Consider the following 21,546-nt stretch of genomic DNA (forward strand, 5'->3'; position numbering starts at 1 on the left):
CACTCAGGACGGCACCCATGTCAGACGTACGGACTCCCGCGCTCTCCGCCCCCGCGACGACCGTGACAGCGCTGCCGACCGCGCCCCTCACAGCGCCCGTTCCGGCACCGGAGACACCTCCGGCAGCAGCCTCGGCGACGGCTTCGGCACTGGCCTCGGTACCGCCACCGGCGACAGCCCCGCAATCGACCGAAGCCCCGAGGACCGCGCCGCCGACGGTCGCCGAGCTCCTCGACTTCGCCCACCGCGTCGCCGCGGACACCGAGTTGATCGGCTCGCTGCCGCTCGATCCCGAAGGCCGCACCTGGATGCGGCTCGACGGTCCCGCCGGAAGCGAGGCGTGGCTGATCAGCTGGCCGCCGGGCACCGGGACGGGCTGGCACGACCACGGCGGCTCGCACGGCGCTTTCGCCAGCGCGGCCGGCGACCTCACCGAACAGTCGCTGACGGCTCAGCTCCCCACCGAGGGCTGGCGGACCCTCGAACTGGCCGAGGACGTCGACCGCGAGCGGCTGCTGAGCCCCGGGCGCGGCCGGGCCTTCGGCCCGCACCATGTGCACCAGGTGCTGAACCTCTCGGCGGAGCACGCGATCTCGGTGCACGCGTACTACCCGCCGCTGCCTTTGATGCGGCGCTACAGCAGGACCGGCCTGGTGCTGCGGCTGGAGCAGGTCGAGCGCGCGGAGGAGTGGGCATGAGCGAGCCGTACGGACCGGGGACGGCCGGCGGCGACGCGAACCGAACCGCGTCCGGCATCGACGCGCTGCTGGCGCTGGCCCGCAAGGGACTGGACCGGCTGGAGCCGGACGGCGCCACCGAGGCGCAGGCCGCGGGGGCGCTGCTGGTGGACATCCGCTACGCGGCGCTGCGCGACCGGGACGGGCTCATCCCCGGTGCGCTGGTCGTGGAGCGCAATGAGCTGGAGTGGCGGCTCGACCCGCTGTCCGATCACCGCGCCGCCGAGGCGACCGGGCATGAACTGCGGGTCGTGGTGGTCTGCAACGAGGGCTACGCCTCCAGCCTCGCGGCGGTCTCGCTGCGGCAGCTGGGGCTGCGCAACGCGACGGACCTGGCGGGCGGTTTCCAGGCATGGCGCGCGGCGGGACTGCCCGTACGGCCGCCGGGCGAACCCGTACCCGTACCGGCCCCGGGAGGCTGAGCACCCGCAGCGGCCTGACGCCCCGCAGGGCCTGAACCGCCACAACGGCTGAGCCACCCGCGGGAGTTCGCCTCCCTCGACGGCTGTGCTCCTGCAGCGGCCGTCCCCCGACGGCAGCTTCGAGCGGCGACTCTCACCCCTGCTGGACCCCGCGCTCGGGAGTCCACGGGCCCCGCGTTCCCGGGCCCGTGCGGTGGACCCCGAAAGCGGTGGACCCTAGAAGTGGTGCTCCGGCAGCTCGGGGTCCTCGCCCTCCTCCTCCAGCGCCCGCCGGACGACGCGCAGGGCCAGCCCTTCGGAGTAGCCCTTGCGCGCCAGCATCCCGGCGAGCCGGCGGAGGCGTTTGTCCCGCTCCAGCCCGCGGCTCGCGCGCAGCTTGCGCGCGACCAGTTCGCGGGCGGTGTCCTCTTCCTGATCGGCGTCGAGTTGCCCGACGGCGTCCTCGATCACCGCGGAATCCACGCCCTTGGTGCGCAGCTCCTGTGCGAGCGCACGGCGGGCGAGGCCCCGGCCGTGGTGCCGGGACTCCACCCAGGCGTCGGCGAAGGCCGCGTCGTCGATCAGCCCGACCTCCTCGAACCGGGCCAGCACCTCTTCCGCGACCTCCTCGGGGATCTCGCGCTTGTACAACGCGTCCGCCAGCTGCTTGCGGGTGCGGGGCATCCCGGTGAGCAGGCGCAGACAGATCGACCGCGCCTGCTCGGCCGGGTCACGCGGCGCCCCTTTCTCGGCCCTCGACGAGAAAGGGGGGCCGCTGTCCATACGGTCCGCACCCGGGTCGCCGCTGTCCTCGACAGCGGATTCAACGGGCCAGCCGCTTCGCCGCGTCACGGGCTAGCTCTTGGCGACGGCGGTCTTGGCTGCCTTGGTGGTCTTGGCCGCCGGGGCCGGAACGGTCTTGACCGGCTCGGCGGCCACTGCCACGCCCTCGGCGTCGAGAACCGGCTCCGGGGTCACGGCCTCGGGCAGCTTCACACCGATCCCCAGCTTGTCCTTGATCTTCTTCTCGATCTCGTCGGCGAGGTCGGGATTGTCCTTGAGGAAGTTGCGGGAGTTCTCCTTGCCCTGGCCGAGCTGGTCGCCCTCGTAGGTGTACCAAGCGCCGGACTTGCGGACGAAGCCGTGGTCCACGCCCATGTCGATCAGGCCGCCCTCGCGGCTGATGCCGTGCCCGTAGAGGATGTCGAACTCCGCCTGCTTGAAGGGCGGCGCGCACTTGTTCTTGACGACCTTGACGCGGGTGCGGTTGCCGACCGCGTCCGTGCCGTCCTTGAGGGTCTCGATGCGGCGGATGTCGAGCCGCACCGAGGCGTAGAACTTCAGCGCGCGACCACCGGTGGTGGTCTCCGGCGAGCCGAACATCACACCGATCTTCTCGCGGAGCTGGTTGATGAAGATCGCGGTGGTCTTGGACTGGTAGAGAGCACCGGTGATCTTGCGCAGGGCCTGGCTCATCAGACGGGCCTGGAGGCCCACGTGCGAGTCGCCCATCTCGCCCTCGATCTCGGCTCGCGGCACCAGGGCGGCCACGGAGTCGATGACGATGAGGTCGAGCGCGCCGGAGCGGACCAGCATGTCCACGATCTCCAGCGCCTGCTCACCGCTGTCCGGCTGGGACAGGATCAGCGCGTCCGTGTCCACACCGAGCTTCTTCGCGTACTCGGGGTCGAGGGCGTGCTCGGCGTCGATGAAGGCCACCGCGCCGCCCAGCTTCTGGGCGTTGGCCACGGCGTGCAGGGTCAGAGTCGTCTTTCCGGAGGATTCCGGGCCGTACACCTCCACCACTCGGCCGCGCGGGATGCCGCCCACGCCGAGGGCCACGTCCAGGGCGGTCGATCCCGTGGGGATGACCTCGATGGGCTCGTTCGGCCGCTCGCCCATGCGCATCACTGCGCCCTTGCCGAACTGTCGTTCAATCTGTGCGAGTGCGGCGTCCAGCGCCTTATCGCGGTCGGTTCCTGCCATGGGTTCCACCCGATTTGCTTGAGTCGATCGCTTCACGTCCCCGACGCTAACGCGTGCCACTGACAATGCGCCCGGGCGTCGCCCCGACCTGTGGAAAAGTGGGCCGGATCTCCTATGAGAATGGATGTTCGATTTCAGTGTCAAGCGCACCACGCCGCCCTGTTTTAGCCCGGTGCGCGGCATATCCTCCGGGCGCGACAGGCCCCTTCCGCGCCGCGGGTGGACAGGCCTCCGAGCGGGTCACAGGGGCGTACAGACGCGAAGAGGCCGTACGCCTCCTTCACGCCCCCGTCAGTCCTCCTCGCGCCCCTCCGGGTCGGACGGCGTGGGGTCCACCGGTGCCGCCGGCGCACCGCGTCGTTCGTCGCTCAGCACCCGGCGCATCCGGCCGAGGGCGGACGCCCCCCGTCTGCGCCGTGGCCGCCCCTGCATCCGCGGGTCGTCGGTGACCTCGTACCGCTTGACGTACGCGCTGAGGAACGCCTGCATCGTCGCGGTCACCGGGATCGCGATCAGCGCGCCGATCGCGCCCAGCAGCGCGGCGCCCGCGATCACCGAGCCGAAGGCGACGGCCGGGTGGATGTCCACGGTCTTGGCGGTGATGCGCGGTTGCAGCACGTAGTTCTCGAACTGCTGGTAGACCACGACGAAGCCGAGCACCCACACCGCGTACCAGGGGTTGACCGTGAACGCGAGCAGCGTCGGCAGGGCGCCCGCGAGGTAGGTGCCGATAGTCGGGATGAACTGGGAGACCAGCCCCACCCAGATGGCGAGCGCCGGCGCGTAGGGCACCCCGAGGATCTCCAGCAGGATGTAGTGCGCGACGCCCGAGATCAGCGCCATCAGGCCGCGGGAGTAGATGTAGCCGCCGGTCTTGGCCACCGCGATCTCCCACGCGCGCAGGACTTCGGTCTGCTTCGCGGGCGGCAGTACGGAGCACAGTGCGCGGCGCAGCCGGGGGCCGTCAGCGGCGAAGTAGAACGAGAACAGCAGCACGGTCAGCGCTTTGAAGAGCCCGCCGAGGACGGTGGCCGACACGTCCAGTACACCGCTCGCGCTGTTCTGGACGTACTTCTTCAACCAGTCGGACTTGACCAGGCTGTCCTGGATCTCGACGCGCGACAGGCTGGTGTGGAACGTCGAGTTGATCCACTTGATCACCGAGTCCAGATACTGCGGGAAACTCTCGACCATGGTGACGATCTGGTCGGCGAGCATCGAGCCGAGCAGCGTGAAGAAGCCCGCCACGGCGACGACGATCCCGAGGAAGACCAGCGCGGTGGCGAGCCCGCGGCGCATGCCGCGCGCGGACATCCGGGCCACCGCCGGCTCGATCGCGAGCGCCAGGAAGAACGCGACCAGGACGTTGAGCAGGAACCCGAGCAACTGGTGGAAGGCCCAGACGCCGAGTTGAAAACAAGCCAGCAGGGCGAGCGCCAGCACCATGGCCCGGGGCAGCCAGCGCGGCATCCGGATGCCGAACGGATCCCTGGGGGCGGGCGGGCTCGTCCGGCCACCGCCTCGGCCCCTGTCGCCCGTGTTCTCGTTCGGGGCGCTGTCGTCGTCCTGTGCGCTCTCGGCGGTCTCGTCTGTGGCTGACACGGGGCAAGTCTCGCCTACCGGCCGGGGGCCTCCCGTACCGACCCTCTGACCGGCGACCGGGGCAGCGCTCGGCGAAGGGATCCGGTCCGCTCGAAAGGGGCCGGTCCGCGCACCGGATTCAGCGTTTGTCCGCCGGGACGTCCATCGCCGCGCACACTCCCCGCCACACGTCCTTCGCGTTCCAGCCGGCGTCGAGCGCCTGCCGCACGGTCCGTCCGCCCAGTTGGGACATCACATGATCGCGCGCGAAAGTCTCGGCGTAGGCCTCGCCGAAGTAATCCGCCATCCGCTGCCAGAAAGCCGTCAACCGCATGCGCCCAGTATCGCGCCCCTGAGAGTGCACCCTGCACGAGCCGCTGTCCCGCCGCCCGTTCCGCCCTACGGTCGGGGCATGGCCGAATCCGACACCCCCGCTCGTCTCTCCGCCGCCCCCTCGACGTCCCCCCCGGCTGCCGCGCCCGCTCCCGCCGTGCCCCTCCCGGCGGCGTCCGGCTCGCCCCTCGCCCGCGCCGAGCACTTCATCTGGCTGACCGCCCGGGTACTGGAGCAGCGCCGCTTCGCCTACCACTTCCTGGAGGGCGGCCCCGGTCCCGTCGAGACCGCCCTGGAGGCGTACCGCAATGACGACGGCGGCTACGGGCACGCCCTGGAGCCCGATCTGCGCGGCCCGGTCAGCCAGCCGTTGCACACGGCGCACGCGCTGGGCGTACTCGATCTGCTCGGCCGCTGCGGCGGACAGCGGGTGGACCGGATCTGCCGCTATCTGACCGGGATCTCGACGGCCGACGGCGCGCTGCCCGCGCTGCATCCCTCGCTGCGCGGCTACCCGGCGGCGCCGTGGATCCCGGTGCTGGACGATCCGCCGAGCGATCTGCTGGCTACCGGCCCTGTGGTGGGCGCGCTGCACCGCAACGAGGTGTGGCACGCGTGGCTGTTCCGGGCCACGGACTTCTGCTGGGCCGCGGTCGAGGCGCTCGCGGGCGGAGCGAAGACCCACCCCTACGAGGTGAAGGCCGCGATCGCCTTCCTCGACGGCGTCCCGGACCGCTCCCGCGCACAGGCCGTCGCGGACCGGCTCGGCAGGAGCGTGCGCGAGCAGCGGCTGGCCGTACTGGAGCCGGCGCGCGCCGCGGAGTACCCGCTGCCCGAGGGGTACGCGCCCGGCGAGCACCACTACGCCCACGACTTCGCGCGGACCCCCGATTCACTCGCCCGCCAGTGGTTCACCGACGAGGAGTCGGCGCGGTCCCTGGACTTCCTCGCCGGCTCCCAGCGGGAGGACGGCGGCTGGCCGATCAACTGGCGCGAGTGGGCGCCGGGCACCGGCCTCGAAGGCCGGCCGATGGTCACCCTGGAGGCGCTGCTGACGCTGCGGGCGTACGGCCGGAAACTGTGACCGCCGATCGCAGCCGGTCGCACCGCTGATCACCGCCGGCTGGGCAGGGCAGGGGCGAGTACGCCCGACCGCGCGCTATCCGCCCAGGGCCCGTACCCCGGCGGTGACCGCTACGGCCAGCGCGATGACCACCAGGAAGGGGGCGCGCAGCACCAACGCGAGCGCCGCCGCCGCGACCCCGGCCGCGCGGGCGTCCAGCAGGAGCGCGTGCCCGTCGCTGAAGGTCTGCTGCGCGGTGAGGCCCGCCAGCAGCGCCACCGGCAGCAGCGCGGCCAGCCGCTTCACGAGCGGCCGCTCCAGCATGCCCGCCGGCACCATCAGTCCCAGCAGCTTGACCAGATAGCAGCCGACGGCGGTCCCCGCGATGGCGATCCAGACACTCATCGGGCCCCGCCCTTCGTCTCGTCGCCGCCGGCGCTCTCGGCGCTGTCCGGGCTCTCACTGTTCACCGCGCTGTTCCCCGCGCTCCTGGCGGTGCCGGCCCTGCGCCCCTCCAGGAACAGCACGGCAGGCGCGGCGAGCGCGGCGACGAGCACCGGTACCCCGGCGGGCAGCAGCGGCAGCAGACCGAGCGCGAGAACGACCGCGAGGCCCGCCGCCACCCGCTCGGTGGCGGTGCGCAGCATCGGCGCCAGCAGGGCGAGGAATACGGCGGGGCCGGCCGCGTCCAGCCCCCAGGCGTCGGTGTCGCCGAGCGCCTCCGCGCCCAGCGCCCCGGCCAGCGTGGTGATGTTCCACAGCACGTAGAGGGTCAGTCCGGTCACGGTGAAGCCGAGGCGCGCCGAGCGCCGGTCGGGCTGGGCGAGCACGACCGCGGAGGTCTCGTCGATGACCCACTGGGCGGCGAAAGGTCGTACGGAACGGGGCAGAGCGAGCAGCCCGGACAGCCGGAGCCCGTAGAAGGCGTTGCGTACGCCCAGGAAGAACGCCCCGGCCATGGCGGTCATCGGATTGCCGCCCGCCGCGAGGGCGCCGACCAGCGCGAACTGCGAGGCGCCGGTGAAGACGAGCAGGCTGAGCGCGCAGCTCTGCAGCACGCTGAGGCCGGCGCCCGCCGAGGTCACCCCGAAGGCGAAGCCGGAGAGCCCGACGGCGAGGCCCACGCCCAGCGCGTCCCGGACGACGGCCGAGTCGGCCTTCCGTCCCGGTTCCGCGGGAGCCCGTGAAACCGGCGGCTCCGCTGTCCCCGCGTGGATCTCCGCGTGGGTCACCCCGTCCGTCCCCGCGCGTGGCTGCGCGGATGCCGCACGCGTCTGCGCGGTTCTCTCTGCTGTTCCCTCGGTACGGATACCCATCTGTTCTGGCACGTCCCGCACGTTACGAGCCGGGATCCGCCGCTGTCTTGTACGTTCTTGCGCGCTCGCGCCGGTAGGCGCCGGGAGGTACCCCCACGATCCGGGTGAAGTGCCGGTTCAGGTGCGGCTGATCGCTGAAACCGACCGCGGCGGCCGCCTCCGCGGGCGCGGCCCCGGCGTCCAGCAGCGTGCGCGCGCTCCGCACCCGGGCGTCGGTGAGCCAGGTGTGCGGCGGCATCCCGTACGTCTCCCGGAAGGCCCGCAGCAGGGCGAAGGGGGTGGCTCCCAGCCCGGTGGCGAGCTGCTCCAGGGACGGCGGATCGGCCATCCGCTCCAGCAGCACGGCACGGGCGCGCCGCGCGTTGTGCGCGCCCGCGGAGTGCGCGGTGCGCGCGGGGAGCGCGCCGCCATGGCGGCGCAGCAGCCGCGCGACGGCGATGCGCAGCAGGCTGTCGGCGGCGAGCGCGTCGCCCGCCTCGGCGGCCCGGTGCACCTCGGTGATCAGCCGCCCGGTGGACGGATCGTCTATGACGCTCTCGGTGAACCCGACCGTGCCGCGGATCGACGTCGTCTCCGCGGCGATGTCGGCGATCACCTCGGCGGACGGATAGAGCGTCGAGTACGTCCAGCCCTCCGGGACGCCGGCGCGGGCGCTGTGCGGCACCTCGGGGTTGATCAGAATGAGGCTGCCGGCGCCGACCCGCTCCGTGCCCCGCGGCAGCCCGACCTCTTCGATGCCACTGGTGACCGCGCCGAAGACATAGCCCTCGTGGGTGTGCCGGGGGAAGGAGTGCCCGACGTAGCGGGCGCGCAGCAGATCGAGGCCGGGCAGCGCGGAATAGCGCCAGTGCCGCGCCCACTCGCCGTCCGCCATGGCCCCATTGTCCCCCGGCGTTCCGGCCGCCGCTCCGGCGCGATCGGCGCTGACCTGCGGGTCCGGCCCGTTGTCAGTGTCCCGGTGCACGATGGGGGGCATGGCGAGGACACCGAAGCCCAGCGCGCCGCGGCCCGACGGCTCCGGCGGTACGGACGGCCGCGGCGGCCCGGACGGCACCGGCGGCCCGGACGGCACCGGCGGCCCGGACGGCACCGGCGGCCCGGACGGCACCGGCGGCCCGGACGGCACCGGCGGCCCGGCGCGCGGCGCGGCCTCGCCGCCGGACGCCCACGGCGGCCGGAGTGATCAGGACACCCGCGGCGCCATCGGCGCCCTGGACGGGTTCTCCCCCGCGACCCGCGCCTGGTTCACCGGTGCGTTCACCGCGCCCACCGACGCGCAGGCCGGCGCCTGGCGGGCCATCGCCGAGGAATCCGACGTGCTGGTCGTCGCGCCGACCGGCTCCGGCAAGACGCTCGCCGCCTTCCTCGCCTCGCTCGACCGGCTGGCGAGGACACCGCCCCCGGCCGACGTGAAGAAGCGCTGCCGGGTGCTCTACATCTCCCCGCTGAAGGCCCTCGCGGTGGACGTCGAGCGGAACCTGCGCAGTCCGCTCACGGGTCTGCGGCAGGAGTCGCTGAGGCTCGGGCTTCCCGAGCCTCAGGTGCGGGTGGGCATTCGCTCCGGCGACACCCCGCCCGCCGAGCGCCGCTCGCTGGTGACCCGGCCGCCGGACATCCTCATCACCACCCCCGAGTCGCTGTTCCTGATGCTCACCTCCGCGGCCAGGGAAGCGCTGTCCGGAGTCGAGACGGTCATTCTCGACGAGGTGCACGCCGTCGCCGGCACGAAGCGCGGCGCGCACCTGGCCCTGTCCCTGGAGCGGCTGGACCAGCTGCTGGACCACCCGGCCCGGCGCATCGGCCTGTCCGCGACCGTCCGCCCGGTGGACGAAGTCGCCCGCTATCTGTCCCCACAGCGCAGGGCCACCATCGTCCAGCCGCCCTCGGGCAAGCGCTTCGACCTGTCGGTCGTGGTCCCGGTCGAGGACCTGAGCGAGCTGGGCAGCGCCCCGGCCCGGCAGGGCGAGGACGGGCAGGCCGAGAAGCCGTCGGTCTGGCCCCGGGTGGAGGAGCGGATCGCCGACCTCGTCCAGGCCCACCGCTCGACGATCGTCTTCGCCAACTCCCGCCGTCTCGCCGAGCGGCTGTGCAACCGGCTCAACGAGATCGCGTACGAGCGCGCCACCGGCGAGACGCTGCCCGAGCACCACTCCCCCGCCGAGCTGATGGCCCAGTCCGGTGCGGCCAAGGGCGCCCCGCCCCTCATGGCGCGCGCGCACCACGGCTCGGTGTCCAAGGAGCAGCGGGCGCTGGTCGAGGAGGACCTCAAGGCGGGCCGGCTGCCGGCCGTGGTCGCCACCTCCAGCCTCGAACTCGGCATCGACATGGGCGCGGTGGACCTCGTGATCCAGGTCGAGTCGCCGCCCTCGGTCGCCTCCGGCCTGCAGCGGGTCGGCCGCGCCGGGCACCAGGTGGGCGCCGTCTCCACCGGCGTCGTCTTCCCCAAGTACCGGGGCGACCTGGTGCAGGCCGCGGTCGTGACCGAGCGGATGCGTACCGGCTCCATCGAGTCGCTCAAGGTCCCGGCCAACCCGCTGGACGTGCTGGCCCAGCAGCTCGTCGCCATGGTCGCCCTGGAAACCTGGGACGTGGACGAACTCCTGGCCGTGGTCCGCCGGGCGTCCCCCTTCGCCTCGCTCCCCGAGTCCGCGTACACCGCGGTCCTCGACATGCTCGCCGGCCGCTACCCCTCCGACGCCTTCGCGGAGCTGCGGCCGCGCGTGGTGTGGGACCGCGTGGCCCGTACGGTCACCGGCCGGCCGGGCGCGCAGCGCCTCGCGGTGACCTCCGGCGGCACCATCCCGGACCGCGGCCTGTTCGGCGTCTTCCTGGTCGGCGCGGACCCGAAGAAGGGTGGCGGCCGGGTAGGGGAGCTGGACGAGGAGATGGTCTACGAGTCCCGCGTCGGCGATGTCTTCACGCTCGGCACCACCTCCTGGCGGATCCAGGAGATCACCCGCGACCGGGTCCTGGTCTCGCCCGCGCCCGGCGTCCCCGGCCGGCTCCCGTTCTGGAAGGGCGACCAGCTCGGCCGCCCGCTCGAACTGGGCCGCGCCCTGGGCGCGTTCCTCCGCGAGATCGGCTCGCTGGCCCCGGAGGCCGCGCGCGAACGGCTCGGAGCCGCCGGGCTGGACCGATGGGCGAGCGACAACGTCCTCAGCTATCTCGACGAACAGCGCCGCGCGTGCGGCCATGTGCCGGACGACCGGACGATCGTCGTCGAGCGCTTCCGGGACGAGCTGGGCGACTGGCGGGTGGTGATCCACTCCCCGTTCGGCGCCCAGGTGCACGCGCCCTGGGCCCTCGCGCTCGGGGCCCGGCTCGCCGAGCGGTACGGCATGGACGCCCAGGTGATGCACGCCGACGACGGCATCGTGCTGCGGCTGCCCGACGCGGACATCATGGGCCTCGACCTCCTCGACGGCCCCGTCAGCAACAGCGGCGGCCCCGGCGCGGGCACCGGATCGGACCGGCAGGGCACCGAGTACGACACCGAGCAGTCCCCGGTCGGCACCGCCGACGTCGTCTTCGACAAGGCCGACGTGAACCAGATCGTCACCGACCAGGTCGGCGGCTCCGCCCTCTTCGCCTCCCGGTTCCGCGAGTGCGCCGCCCGCGCCCTGCTGCTCCCCCGGCGCAGCCCCGGCAAGCGCACCCCGCTGTGGCAGCAGCGCCGGCGTGCCTCGCAACTTCTCCAGGTCGCGAGCGAGTTCGGCTCCTTCCCGATCGTCCTCGAAGCCGTCCGCGAATGCCTCCAGGACGTCTTCGACGTCCCCGGCCTGACCGAGCTGATGGGCGACATCGAGGCCCGCCGGGTCCGGCTCGTCGAGGTCACCACCCCAGAGCCGTCCCCCTTCGCCCGCTCCCTGCTCTTCGGCTACGTCGCGCAGTATCTGTACGAGGGCGACTCCCCGATCGCCGAGCGCCGCGCCGCCGCCCTGTCCCTCGACTCCCGGCTGCTGGCCGAACTGCTCGGCCAGGCCGAGCTGCGCGAGCTGCTGGACCCGGACGTCCTGGCCGAGCTGGAGCGGGAGCTCCAGTGGCGCACCGACGACCGCCGCTCCAAGGACGCCGAGGGCGTCGCCGACCTGCTGCGGCTGCTCGGCCCGCTCAGCACCGCCGAGCTGACCGAGCGCGGCGCGGACCCGCAGTGGCCGCAGGACCTGGAGTCGGCCCGCCGGGCCGTGCGGGTCCGCATCGCGGGCGCTGAGCACTGGGCGGCGATCGAGGACGCGGGCCGGCTCCGGGACGCCCTGGGCACGGCCCTGCCGGTCGGCGTCCCCGAAGCGTTCACCGAGCCGGTCAAGGACCCCCTCGGCGATCTGCTCTCCCGCTACGCCCGCACCCACGGCCCCTTCACCTCCGCCCTGGCCGCCGCCCGCTTCGGCCTCGGCACGGCGGTCGCCGACGGCGCGCTGCACCGCCTCGGCGCCGACGGCCGGGTCGTCCAGGGCGAGTTCCACCCCGCGGGCATCGGCCAGGAGTGGTGCGACGCGACGGTGCTGCGCCGGCTGCGCCGCCGCTCGCTGGCCGCGCTCCGGCAGGAGCTGGAGCCTGTACCGCCCGCCGCGCTCGCCGCGTTCCTCCCGCAGTGGCAGCATCTGGGCACGCACAGCCTGCGCGGAATCGACGGGCTGCTGCGCGCCGTCGAGCAGTTGCAGGGCGCGCCGGTCCCGGCCTCCGCCCTGGAGAAACTCGTACTGCCCGGCCGGGTGGGCGACTACACCCCGTCGATGCTGGACGAACTCACCACCACCGGCGAGCTCCTGTGGGCCGGAGCGGGGGCGCTGCCCGGCAAGGACGGCTGGATCTCCCTCCTCCTCGCCGACACCGCCCCGCTGCTCCTCCCGGCCCCCCGTCCGCTCGAAACGACGCCCCTGCACCAAGCGGTCCTCGACGCGCTGTCCGGCGGCTACGGCCTCTTCTTCCGCCAGATCGCCGACCAGGTCCGCGCGGCGGGCCAGGACACCTCGGACGTCCAACTCGCCGACGCCGTCTGGGACCTGGCCTGGTCCGGCAGGCTCACCAACGACACCCTCGCCCCGCTGCGCGCGCTCCTCGGGTCGGGCCGCACCGCGGGGGCCACCGCGCACCGCGCGAAACGCTCCGTCCCGCGCGGCCGCTACGGCTCCCTGACCGGCAGGACGGCCCGCCCCACCGCCTCCCGCAACGGGCCCCCCACCGTCGGCGGCCGCTGGTCCCGGCTGCCCGAGGCCGAACCCGATCCGACGCACCGGGCGCACGCCCTGGCCCGTACGCTCCTCGACCGGCACGGTGTGGTGACCCGCGGCGCGGTCGCCGCCGAAGGCGTCGAGGGCGGCTTCTCCGCCGCCTACCGCGTGCTGGCCGCGTTCGAGGAGAGCGGACAGGCCCGCCGCGGCTATGTCGTCGAGGGCCTGGGCGCGGCCCAGTTCGCGATGGACGGCGCGGTCGACCGGCTGCGCGCGGTCAACACGGCCCGCGAGCGTACGGCCGCCGCGGGCCCGCTGGGCGCCGGCGGCGCGGCGGGCGCGCCCGGCAGTGCGCCGCGCGCCGTGGTCCTCGCCGCCGCCGACCCCGCCAACGCCTACGGCGCGGCGCTCCCATGGCCCGAGCCGCCCGGCGGGGCGAGCCACAAACCCGGCCGCAAGGCGGGCTCCCTGGTGATCCTCGTCAACGGCGAGCTGACGCTCTACATGGAGCGCGGCGGCAAGACGCTGCTCGCCTGGGCCCCCGGCCCCGCCGAGGCCGAGTCGGCCGACGACGACCCGCGGCTGCGCACAGCGGTGGACGCCCTGACCGAGGCGGCCCGCGCGGGCGCCCTCGGCACCGTGACCGTGGAGCGCGTCAACGGCTCCCCGGCGCTCTCCTCCCCCATCGGAGCCGTCCTCGAAGCCTCCGGCTTCCACGCGACCCCCCGCGGCCTGCGCCTACGGGCACCTTGAGCGCCTGCCCGGACCGCAGCCTGCCCGCGCTGCGGTCTCGCCCTCGCCCCGCACTCGCACCCAGAACCAGCCCCTGGCAAACCCCTGCCCGCACCCCCAACCCCGACCCGAAGGCGCGCCCCGCCCGCAGCACGACCGCAGAGTCAGGTCGCGACCGCCGCCTGTGGGTCTACGGGCGGCCGGGCAGACCCTGCTTGCGCTGCGGCTCCCCGATCCGCGGTGCCGACCAGGGAGCGGCCGGCCGGGAGCGCAGCACGTTCTGGTGCCCGCGTTGCCGGTCGGGCCCCGTTCCGCCCCTCACTACCAGTTGACGCACCGTCAGATCCAGCCGTACCGTCGCGCCATGCCAGTCAAGGCGTACGACCTCACCGGCCGCACCGCTCTGGTCACCGGAGCCGCGAGCGGCATCGGCCGGGCCGCGGCGATCCTCCTCGCCGAGGCCGGCGCCGCCGTGCACTGCGCCGATCGCGACGAGAAGGGCCTGCGGCAGACGACCGAACGGATATCGGCGGCGGGCGGCACCGCCCGCGCCCACCCGCTGGACGTCACCGACCGCGCCCAGCTCGCCGCCGCCGTCGACGAGGCCGTACGTACCGACGGCAGCCTGGACGTGATGGCCAACATCGCCGGCATCATGCACAGCAGCACGGTCCTGGAGACCGACGACGCCGACCTCGACCGGGTGCTGGCGGTCAACTTCAAGGGAGTGCTGTACGGCTGCCAGGAGGCGGCCCGCGCGATGATCGCCCAGGGCGCCGGCGGCAGCATCATCACCATGGCCTCCGGCGCGATCGACACCGGAGCCCCCGGCCTGCTCTGCTACGGAGCCGCCAAGGCCGCCGTGGTGCAGCTGACCAAGACCCTCGCCTCCGAGGTCGGCCGGCACCGCATCCGGGTGAACGCGGTCGCCCCCGGCTGGATCCGCACCCCGATGACCGATCACCACAGCGAGCGGGATGACTCCCGCGACCCCGGCAGGGACCCCGCCGGCGACCCCGGCGACCGCCCGCGGTCACGGATCGAGGAAGCGATGACCCATGCCGCCCCGCTGGGCCGGGTGGGCGAGCCGGAGGACATCGCGCACGCCGTGCTCCACCTGGCGTCGGACGCCTCGTCCTTCACCACCGGCCAGATCATGCGTCCGAACGGCGGGGTGGCGATGCCGTGGTAGCGGCGCGGTCCGCTCGGGCGGACGCCGTGCCGCGCCTGGTCCAGGGCACGCAGTGCACGGGGAGCAGGCTCAGCCCCCAGCCGCCCACCGCGAGCACCCCCTCGACCGGCCCGGCCCGCGAGGGCTGCACCGCGAGCCGCAGCACGGCCCCCCACCACAGGCAGCCCAGCGCGATCGCGATCACCCACCGGACCGGCCCGCGGACCCGGAAGTCACGCCAAGCCATGACTGTCTCCTCCGACCGACGCTAACGGGCTGCGGCCGCACCGCGGGAGGGCGCACGCGGGGCACCACCGGCGTGCGCCGGACGCCCGCACGCCGGAAGTCCGCGCCGCCGCGCCCCGCGCCCGGGACCCCCGAATCACTTGACCGGCGTACGCCCCCCGCCGGCGTTCTCCGCTTGAAACATCCAGTGGTGCTTCTCAAGATCGCCGGTGATGCCGATGAAGATGTCCTGGCTCACCGGGTCCGGGTCGCCGGTCGCCGCGATCCGCTCCCGCATCCGTACGACGACCGCGTGCAGCGCGGCGACCAGCCCCTGCACCGCGTCCGTGTCGTCGATCCAGCCGCCCTTGACGGTGCCGATGCCGCTCGTCTTGGCGACCGTCGCCGCACGGCCGTCCGGGGACACCCCCATCGCGGAGGCGCGCTCGGCGACGGTGTCGGCGTGCAGCCGCGCCGTGTCCACGACCTCGTCGAGCTGCAGGTGCACGGAGCGGAAGCGCGGGCCCACGACGTTCCAGTGGACCTGCTTGGCCACCAGCGAGAGGTCCACCAGGTCCACCAGGGCGCCCTGCAGGGCCTCGCCCACGATCCGGCGGTCGCCATCCGACAGCGGGCTCTTGACCACAGACATCCGGTTCTCCTCTTCATACGACTGCATGCGACCACATGCGACGAGTTTCATACGACGAGTTCTCGATCAACCATCGCACAATGGGTCGATCCAGGCTGAAACGGGAAATCCGGACGATGGCCACGCAGACAGCCACAGACAAGCCCAACGACCACAGACACCCGCAGACGACTGGAGCCCCGGTCGATTGTGCCGACCGGGGCTCCAGTACGTATGAGATCGAAGAGTCGAGCTATCAGGCCGCGACGACGTCCACCGCTTCGGCGGGCGCCTTGATCGTGACGCGTTCCCCGGGAACCCCTGTGACGGAGGTCGTCGAGACCGAATTCAGCATCGGCCGCATCGCCGCGGACATCGCATCGCTCGCCTGAGTGGACCGCGCCAGCTCGGCCAGCGACAGATCATCGCTCACCTCGCGCATGACCTGGGACATTCGTACGTCCAAGGCGTCGCAGATCGCTGAGAGCAGTTCAGAGGATGCCTCCTTCTGCCCCCGCTCAACCTCTGAGAGATAGCCGAGGGAAACCCGTGCGGAGGAGGAGACCTCGCGCAGAGTTCGCCCCTGGCGCTGGCGCTGCCGACGCAGCACGTCACCCAGTAGGCGACGGAGCAGAATCATCGGTGGCTCCCTCCTAGGACCGCGGATCCGGATCCTTCACGCCCCACCGTACCGCCTCGGGCTGCACCCGTGCGGGGAGCGATGTCGTGTTCACTCAGGGCTGCAAACATCAATTCCCCCCGCTGTGTTCCGTATGCTGCGCCCGCACATTCTCGTTCAGTTTGCCCAGCAGCTGCTCGAGTGACGCTTGAGCGCTGTATGCGCGGATCGCCGCCCGGTCCCCATCGAGCCGCAGCGACGCCACCGCGGTCACGCCGCCCGGCCCCGCGAGAGCCGTGTAGACCGTCCCGACGCTCCGGCCGTCCTGCGGGGCGGGTCCGGCGACCCCGGTGGTCGAGACACCCCAGTCGGCGCCCAGCAGCCGCCGGACACCCTCGGCCATCTGGCGCGCGACGTCCGGGTCGACCGCGCCGCGCACGGCCAGCAGGTCGGCGTCCACGCCCAGCACGGCGTGCTTGAGCTCCGTCGCGTAGGCCGTGAGGGAGCCGCGGAAGCAGCGGGAGGCGCCGGGCACCGCGGTGAGCTCGGCGGCCAGCAGGCCGCCGGTCAGCGATTCGGCGACGGCGAGCGTCTGCCCGCGCGCCGCCAGCAGCTCCAGCACCTGGGCCGCCGTGCCGGCCGCCGTCCGGGCCTCGCCGCCGGACGAGCCGCCGGCGCCGTTCACCGTACGGAGTCCGCATCCGCCCGCTCGCGCTGGGCGGCCAGGCCGGCCCGGCGCAGCGTGACGGCCTGCTTCACGTAGTCCAGGCCGGTCAGCACGGTCAGCGCCACGGCCACGGCCATCATCCAGAACCGCAGGGTCGCGAGCGGGCCGGTCAGCGCCAGGACGTACATCCCGACCGCCGTGCCCTGCGCCAGGGTCTTCATCTTGCCGCCGCGGCTGGCCGGAATGACTCCGTGCCTGATCACCCAGAAGCGCATCAGGGTGATGCCGATCTCCCGGAAGAGGATGACGCCCGTCACCCACCAGGGCAGATCGGACAGCGCGGAGAGGCAGACCAGCGCCGCGCCCATGATCGCCTTGTCCGCGATCGGGTCGGCGATCTTGCCGAAGTCGGTGACCAGGTTGTACCGGCGGGCCAGATGGCCGTCGAACAGGTCGGTGATCATGGCGACGGCGAAGGCCGCCCAGGCGAAGGAGCGCCAGACCGGGTCATAGCCGCCGTTGTGCAGCAGCAGCATCACGAATCCGGGCACCAGGAACAGCCGCGCCATGGTCAGGATGTTGGCGATGTTCCACAGGCTGACCTGGTGGACGGCCGCCACGGGGCCGGAACCGCCCGTTGCGGCTGCCGGTACTCCGGTCATCTGGCCGCCTCCTCAGGACGCCCTTCGCCTACCAGCGGTTCCGCGATGAGGTCCACGCCCTCGGTCGCGACCACCTTTGCCATGACCATACGACCGGGCGCAAGCTCCTGGTCGGTCACCAGCCGTACGTGGCCGTCGGTCTCCGGGGCCTGGTGGGCGCCGCGGCCGACCGGGCCGTCCTCCTCGTCGATGCGGTCGACGAGGACCTCCAGGATGTCGCCGAGCCGCTCCTCGGCGCGCTGGGCGGTCAGCTCCTCGGCCAGCCGGGTGACACGGTCCAGCCGCTCGGCGACCTCGTCCGGATCGATCTTGGCTCCATACCCGGCCGCCTCGGTGCCGTCCTCGTCGGAGTAGCCGAAGACGCCGATGGCGTCCAGCCGCGCTCCGGTGAGGAAACGCTCCAGCTCGACCACGTCGGCCTCGGTCTCGCCCGGAAAGCCGACGATGAAGTTGGACCGGGCGCCGGCCAGCGGCGCCTTGGTCCGGATCTGCTGGAGCAGTTCCAGGAAGCGGTCGGTGTCCCCGAAGCGGCGCATCGCGCGGAGCACTTCGGGAGCGGAGTGCTGGAAGGACAGGTCGAAGTACGGGGCGACCTTGTCCGTCGAGGTCAGCACGTCGATCAGGCCGGGGCGCATCTCGGCGGGCTGCAGGTAGCTGACCCGGAGCCGCTCGATGCCGTCGACGGCCGCGAGCTCCGGCAGCAGCGTCTCCAGCAGCCGGATGTCGCCGAGGTCCTTGCCGTACGAGGTGTTGTTCTCGGAGACCAGCATGACCTCCTTGACGCCCTGGTCGGCGAGCCAGCGCGTCTCGGTCAGCACGTCGGAGGGGCGGCGGGAGATGAACGAGCCGCGGAAGGACGGGATGGCGCAGAAGGAGCAGCGGCGGTCGCAGCCGGAGGCCAGCTTCACCGAGGCGACCGGGCTGGTGCCCAGTCTGAGGCGCAGCGGCGCCCGGGGGCCGGAGGCCGGGGCGATGCCCGCGGGGAGGTCCGCCGGGGCGGGCTCCGGCGCGGCGTCGCCGTGGCCGGGCAGCGCCACGTCGGCGCCCTGCCGGTCGGCCGGGCTGATCGGCAGCAGCTTGCGCCGGTCGCGGGGGGTGTGGGAGGCGTGGACGCCTCCGGAGAGGATCGTCTGCAGCCGGTCGGAGATGTCGGCGTAGTCGTCGAAGCCGAGCACCCCGTCGGCTTCGGGCAGCGCCTGGGCGAGTTCCTTGCCGTAGCGCTCCGCCATACAGCCGACCGCGACGACGGCCCGGGTGCGGCCGCTCTCCTTGAATTGGTTGGCTTCGAGCAGGGCGTCGACGGAATCCTTCTTGGCGGCTTCGACGAAGCCGCAGGTGTTCACGACGGCGACGTCCGCGTCTCCGGCTTCCTCGACGAGCTCCCAGCCATCCGCTGCCAAGCGGCCTGCAAGCTCCTCCGAGTCCACCTCGTTACGGGCGCAGCCAAGCGTGACAAGAGCGACGGTACGGCGTTCGGGCATACAGTCAGCCTACTTTGTCCCGGCCGCCCCTCCCGCTGCCAGGGTTCCCCCAGCTGCTCGGGGGAACCCGGCCGACCGGGTCGAACACCAGGTCAGCCCGCTTCCGGGTCGCCCTTTGTGTAGCTCAGACGCTCCACCTGACCGGCATCGCCGACCTTGGTGACTTCCTTGCCGTTGACGAAGAGCTGCACGGCCCCGGCGTCGCCCAGCACCAGGTCGATGCGCTTGGAGTCGGTGAATGTCTTGGACGCGCCCCGCTGGAGCACGCCTTCGTGGAGCAGCCGGCCGTTGACGTCCTTGGCGGAGATCCAGCTCGCTCCCTTGGCGGCGGTGATCTTGACGGTGACCTTGTCCGCCGGGACGCCCGCGATGGCGCTCTCGGTCGGATCCGGCTTGGGGTCGGCCGGCTTGACCGGGGTGGGCTTCACGGTGCTCTCGGCGGAGGCGCTCTCGCCCGCGACCGTGCTGTCCTTGCCCTGGTCGGCATCGCTGAACAGGGTGAACCCGACGAATCCGACGACGGCCACGATCGCCGCGACCATCGCGGCGGTCCAGTTGGGGCGTCGCGGCTCGGGGCGGATGCGCTCGGCCTCGAACAGCGGTCCGGCCGGGGTCGGCGTGACGCCGCCGCCGTGCTCGGCGTCGTACTGGGCCACCAGGGCGTTCGCGTCGACGTGAACGGCGCGGGCGAGCGTTCGGATGTGCCCGCGTGCGTAGACGGCGCCGCCGCACCGGGTGAAGTCGTCCTGTTCGATCGCGTGCACGATGGGGATGCGCACCCGAGTGGTGGTACTGACCTCGTCGACGGTCAGTCCGGCCCCGATACGGGCCTGCTGGATTGCACGACCGACGCTGGGGCGGTCGTCTGCGGGAGGAGAGTTGCCGATGGACACGAGGGCGCCTTTCGAGCGTGTAGCCACCTGCTGGACACTCAGTCTAGGGGTGGTACGAAAGGGTCGGGCAAGCCGGAGGACGGACTTTGTCCGCCATCAGGATTGCGGTGGGCCCTGACAGCCGGACGCCGGCCCGTCCCCCTGCTCAACTTGACGTATCAGCAGGGGAAACGGTTGCTCGCGATTTCCTTACGGGTGAGCCACGGCTGGGCCACGGAACACTACGGCTGAACCTCGCCCCGGATCACCGCGAGCAGACCATCGAGCTCATCCGGTTTGATCATCACATCACGAGCCTTGGAACCTTCGCTCGGTCCGACCACCCCGCGCGACTCCATCAGGTCCATCAGCCGCCCGGCCTTGGCGAACCCGACGCGCAGTTTCCGCTGCAGCATCGAGGTCGAGCCGAACTGGGTCGAGACCACCAGTTCGGCCGCCTGGCAGAGCAGGTCCAGGTCGTCGCCGATGTCCTCGTCGACGTCCTTCTTGCGCACCGTGCCGACCATGACGTCCTGCCGGAAGACCGGCGCCATCTGGTCCTTGCAGTGCTGGACGACGACCGCGACCTCCTCTTCCGTCACGAATGCGCCCTGCATACGGGTCGGCTTGTTGGCGCCCATCGGCAGGAAGAGGCTGTCGCCCTTGCCGATCAGCTTCTCCGCTCCGGGCTGGTCGAGGATGACCCGGCTGTCCGCGAGCGAGGAGGTCGCGAAGGAGAGCCGGGAGGGCACATTCGCCTTGATCAGGCCGGTGACGACATCCACGCTGGGTCGCTGGGTGGCCAGCACCAAATGAATTCCGGCGGCTCGGGCCAACTGGGTGATGCGGACGATCGAGTCCTCCACATCACGCGGCGCGACCATCATCAGGTCGGCGAGCTCGTCGACGATCACCAGCAGATACGGGTACGGAGACAGCTCGCGCTCGCTGCCGGCCGGCGCCTTGGCCTTGCCGCTGCGCACCGCCGCGTTGAAGTCGTCGATGTGCCGGTAGCCGAAGGCCGCCAGGTCGTCGTAGCGCAGGTCCATCTCGCGGACGACCCACTGGAGGGCCTCGGCCGCGCGCTTGGGATTGGTGATGATCGGCGTGATGAGGTGCGGGATGCCCTCGTAGGCCGTCAGCTCCACCCGCTTGGGGTCCACCAGCACCATCCGCACCTGCTCGGGGGTGGCGCGCATCATGACGGAGGTGATCAGGCAGTTGATGCAGGAGGACTTGCCGGAGCCGGTCGCGCCCGCGACCAGCGCGTGCGGCATCTTGGTCATGTTGGCCATCACATAGCCGCCCTCGACGTCCTTGCCGAGCGCGACCAGCATCGGATGCTCGTCGCCGGCCGCGTCCGCCAGCCGCAGTACGTCGCCGAGGTTGACCATCTCGCGGTCGGTGTTCGGGATCTCGATGCCGACCGCCGACTTGCCGGGGATCGGGCTGATGATCCGCACGTCCGGGCTGGCCACGGCGTACGCGATGTTCTTGGCCAGCGCGGTGATCCGCTCGACCTTGACAGCGGGACCGAGCTCGACCTCGTAGCGGGTGACCGTCGGACCGCGGGTGAAGCCGGTGACCGCCGCGTCGACCTTGAATTCGGTGAAGACGGTCGTGAGCGAAGCCACTATGAGGTCGTTCGCGGCGCTGCGGGTACGCCCGGGGCCGCCGCGGGTGAGCAGGTCGAGGGACGGCAACGAGTAGGTGATGTCGCCGGAGAGCTGGAGCTGCTCGGCCCGCTTGGGCAGCGGCGCCGCCTCGGGCACGGCGGCCTTGCGGGTCAGGTCGGGGACGGCTCCGCTGCCGGTGGCCGGCGCGCCGGCCGGGGCGGGACCGCGCTCCGCGCCGGGGCCGCCGGCGCCCTTGTCGTCCTGCCCGGCCCCGGCGCGGAG

General features: G+C 72.6%; 20 protein-coding genes. 5 read left to right on the forward strand and 15 right to left on the reverse strand.

The features are described 5' to 3' along the window. Window positions 1-17: 17 nt before the first annotated feature. Both QMK28_RS06120 and QMK28_RS06125 read left to right on the forward strand, forming a co-directional pair. The gene (locus QMK28_RS06120; protein WP_326435956.1) at window positions 18-698 is read left to right on the forward strand and encodes a cysteine dioxygenase; all 681 of its coding nucleotides are present in this window, start codon (window positions 18-20) and stop codon (window positions 696-698) included. Next, on the forward strand, window positions 695-1,159 hold the full coding sequence (locus tag QMK28_RS06125) for a rhodanese-like domain-containing protein (protein WP_326435957.1): 465 nt from the start codon (window positions 695-697) through the stop codon (window positions 1,157-1,159). The genes QMK28_RS06120 and QMK28_RS06125 overlap by 4 nt, the downstream gene beginning before the upstream one ends. Window positions 1,160-1,375: 216 nt before the next feature. Here the strand turns inward: QMK28_RS06125 and recX are convergent, their stop codons facing one another. The 4 genes from recX to QMK28_RS06145 all read right to left on the reverse strand — a co-directional run bounded on the left by recX (window position 1,376) and on the right by QMK28_RS06145 (window position 5,039). Continuing rightward, window positions 1,376-1,990 (reverse strand): recombination regulator RecX, encoded by a 615-nt coding sequence (gene recX / locus QMK28_RS06130; RefSeq protein ID WP_326435958.1) that lies wholly within the window; start codon window positions 1,988-1,990, stop codon window positions 1,376-1,378. 3 nt (window positions 1,991-1,993) lie between these two features. Next, window positions 1,994-3,124 (reverse strand): recombinase RecA, encoded by a 1,131-nt coding sequence (recA, locus tag QMK28_RS06135; RefSeq protein WP_326435959.1) that lies wholly within the window; start codon window positions 3,122-3,124, stop codon window positions 1,994-1,996. Window positions 3,125-3,415: 291 nt separating this feature from the next. Then, window positions 3,416-4,594: an AI-2E family transporter gene (locus tag QMK28_RS06140; RefSeq protein ID WP_326435979.1), complete on the reverse strand. Its 1,179-nt coding sequence runs from the start codon at window positions 4,592-4,594 to the stop codon at window positions 3,416-3,418. Between the two features lie 250 nt (window positions 4,595-4,844). Beyond that, window positions 4,845-5,039, reverse strand: a complete 195-nt coding sequence (locus QMK28_RS06145; protein ID WP_326435960.1) for a DUF3046 domain-containing protein — start codon at window positions 5,037-5,039, stop codon at window positions 4,845-4,847. Between the two features lie 78 nt (window positions 5,040-5,117). On the opposite strand from QMK28_RS06145, the gene QMK28_RS06150 reads away from it, so the two are divergent. After that, window positions 5,118-6,122 (forward strand): hypothetical protein, encoded by a 1,005-nt coding sequence (locus tag QMK28_RS06150; RefSeq protein ID WP_326435961.1) that lies wholly within the window; start codon window positions 5,118-5,120, stop codon window positions 6,120-6,122. Between the two features lie 75 nt (window positions 6,123-6,197). Here the strand turns inward: QMK28_RS06150 and QMK28_RS06155 are convergent, their stop codons facing one another. From QMK28_RS06155 to QMK28_RS06165, 3 genes are all read right to left on the reverse strand, one after another. Beyond that, window positions 6,198-6,506, reverse strand: a complete 309-nt coding sequence (locus QMK28_RS06155) for an AzlD domain-containing protein (RefSeq protein WP_326435962.1) — start codon at window positions 6,504-6,506, stop codon at window positions 6,198-6,200. Further along, complete coding sequence (locus QMK28_RS06160) at window positions 6,503-7,318, reverse strand: AzlC family ABC transporter permease (protein WP_443050556.1); 816 nt, start codon at window positions 7,316-7,318, stop codon at window positions 6,503-6,505. The genes QMK28_RS06155 and QMK28_RS06160 overlap by 4 nt, the downstream gene beginning before the upstream one ends. 121 nt (window positions 7,319-7,439) lie before the next feature. Further along, complete coding sequence (locus QMK28_RS06165) at window positions 7,440-8,291, reverse strand: AraC family transcriptional regulator (RefSeq protein WP_326435981.1); 852 nt, start codon at window positions 8,289-8,291, stop codon at window positions 7,440-7,442. Between the two features lie 100 nt (window positions 8,292-8,391). Between QMK28_RS06165 and QMK28_RS06170 the strand changes: the two genes are divergently transcribed. After that, window positions 8,392-13,341 carry an Lhr family ATP-dependent helicase gene (locus QMK28_RS06170; RefSeq protein ID WP_326435963.1) on the forward strand — a complete coding sequence of 1,650 codons (4,950 nt, stop codon included), beginning with the start codon at window positions 8,392-8,394 and terminating at the stop codon, window positions 13,339-13,341. A gap of 343 nt (window positions 13,342-13,684) precedes the next feature. Next, entirely contained in the window at window positions 13,685-14,512 is an 828-nt protein-coding gene (locus tag QMK28_RS06175; protein ID WP_326435964.1) for an SDR family NAD(P)-dependent oxidoreductase, read from the forward strand. Here the strand turns inward: QMK28_RS06175 and QMK28_RS06180 are convergent. From QMK28_RS06180 to QMK28_RS06215, 8 genes are all read right to left on the reverse strand, one after another. Continuing rightward, on the reverse strand, window positions 14,475-14,738 hold the full coding sequence (locus tag QMK28_RS06180; RefSeq protein ID WP_326435965.1) for a hypothetical protein: 264 nt from the start codon (window positions 14,736-14,738) through the stop codon (window positions 14,475-14,477). The two genes, QMK28_RS06175 and QMK28_RS06180, sit on opposite strands and share 38 nt — an antisense overlap. A gap of 135 nt (window positions 14,739-14,873) precedes the next feature. Further along, window positions 14,874-15,368, reverse strand: coding sequence for a Dps family protein (locus tag QMK28_RS06185; RefSeq protein ID WP_326435966.1), 495 nt, complete (start codon window positions 15,366-15,368; stop codon window positions 14,874-14,876). A gap of 235 nt (window positions 15,369-15,603) precedes the next feature. Beyond that, the gene (locus QMK28_RS06190) at window positions 15,604-15,987 is read right to left on the reverse strand and encodes a helix-turn-helix domain-containing protein (RefSeq protein ID WP_326435967.1); all 384 of its coding nucleotides are present in this window, start codon (window positions 15,985-15,987) and stop codon (window positions 15,604-15,606) included. Between the two features lie 109 nt (window positions 15,988-16,096). Continuing rightward, a complete protein-coding gene (locus QMK28_RS06195; protein ID WP_326435982.1) occupies window positions 16,097-16,588 on the reverse strand; it encodes a CinA family protein in 492 nt (163 codons plus the stop codon). 59 nt (window positions 16,589-16,647) lie between these two features. Further along, window positions 16,648-17,295 (reverse strand): CDP-diacylglycerol--glycerol-3-phosphate 3-phosphatidyltransferase, encoded by a 648-nt coding sequence (gene pgsA / locus QMK28_RS06200; protein ID WP_326435968.1) that lies wholly within the window; start codon window positions 17,293-17,295, stop codon window positions 16,648-16,650. Beyond that, window positions 17,292-18,776: a 30S ribosomal protein S12 methylthiotransferase RimO gene (rimO, locus tag QMK28_RS06205; protein ID WP_326435969.1), complete on the reverse strand. Its 1,485-nt coding sequence runs from the start codon at window positions 18,774-18,776 to the stop codon at window positions 17,292-17,294. The genes pgsA and rimO overlap by 4 nt, the downstream gene beginning before the upstream one ends. Before the next feature lie 92 nt (window positions 18,777-18,868). Then, complete coding sequence (locus QMK28_RS06210) at window positions 18,869-19,669, reverse strand: helix-turn-helix domain-containing protein (protein WP_326435970.1); 801 nt, start codon at window positions 19,667-19,669, stop codon at window positions 18,869-18,871. A 221-nt stretch (window positions 19,670-19,890) separates the two neighbouring features. Next, window positions 19,891-21,546, reverse strand: a 1,656-nt coding sequence (locus QMK28_RS06215; protein WP_326435971.1) for a DNA translocase FtsK, incomplete at its 5' end; no start/stop codon positions are given.

The organism is Streptomyces sp. H27-D2 (genome assembly GCF_035828615.1).
Lineage (GTDB): Bacteria > Actinomycetota > Actinomycetes > Streptomycetales > Streptomycetaceae > Streptomyces.

Coding starts and splice junctions, on each gene's coding strand:
- QMK28_RS06155 (WP_326435962.1), bottom strand. CDS start 6,506: ATGAGTGTCTGGATCGCCATCGCGGGGACCGCCGTCGGCTGCTATCTG.
- QMK28_RS06170 (WP_326435963.1), top strand. CDS start 8,392: ATGGCGAGGACACCGAAGCCCAGCGCGCCGCGGCCCGACGGCTCCGGC.
- QMK28_RS06180 (WP_326435965.1), bottom strand. CDS start 14,738: ATGGCTTGGCGTGACTTCCGGGTCCGCGGGCCGGTCCGGTGGGTGATC.
- QMK28_RS06140 (WP_326435979.1), bottom strand. CDS start 4,594: ATGCCGCGCTGGCTGCCCCGGGCCATGGTGCTGGCGCTCGCCCTGCTG.
- QMK28_RS06165 (WP_326435981.1), bottom strand. CDS start 8,291: ATGGCGGACGGCGAGTGGGCGCGGCACTGGCGCTATTCCGCGCTGCCC.
- pgsA (WP_326435968.1), bottom strand. CDS start 17,295: ATGACCGGAGTACCGGCAGCCGCAACGGGCGGTTCCGGCCCCGTGGCG.
- recA (WP_326435959.1), bottom strand. CDS start 3,124: ATGGCAGGAACCGACCGCGATAAGGCGCTGGACGCCGCACTCGCACAG.
- rimO (WP_326435969.1), bottom strand. CDS start 18,776: ATGCCCGAACGCCGTACCGTCGCTCTTGTCACGCTTGGCTGCGCCCGT.
- QMK28_RS06175 (WP_326435964.1), top strand. CDS start 13,685: ATGCCAGTCAAGGCGTACGACCTCACCGGCCGCACCGCTCTGGTCACC.
- QMK28_RS06120 (WP_326435956.1), top strand. CDS start 18: ATGTCAGACGTACGGACTCCCGCGCTCTCCGCCCCCGCGACGACCGTG.
- QMK28_RS06190 (WP_326435967.1), bottom strand. CDS start 15,987: ATGATTCTGCTCCGTCGCCTACTGGGTGACGTGCTGCGTCGGCAGCGC.
- QMK28_RS06145 (WP_326435960.1), bottom strand. CDS start 5,039: ATGCGGTTGACGGCTTTCTGGCAGCGGATGGCGGATTACTTCGGCGAG.
- QMK28_RS06150 (WP_326435961.1), top strand. CDS start 5,118: ATGGCCGAATCCGACACCCCCGCTCGTCTCTCCGCCGCCCCCTCGACG.
- QMK28_RS06185 (WP_326435966.1), bottom strand. CDS start 15,368: ATGTCTGTGGTCAAGAGCCCGCTGTCGGATGGCGACCGCCGGATCGTG.
- QMK28_RS06125 (WP_326435957.1), top strand. CDS start 695: ATGAGCGAGCCGTACGGACCGGGGACGGCCGGCGGCGACGCGAACCGA.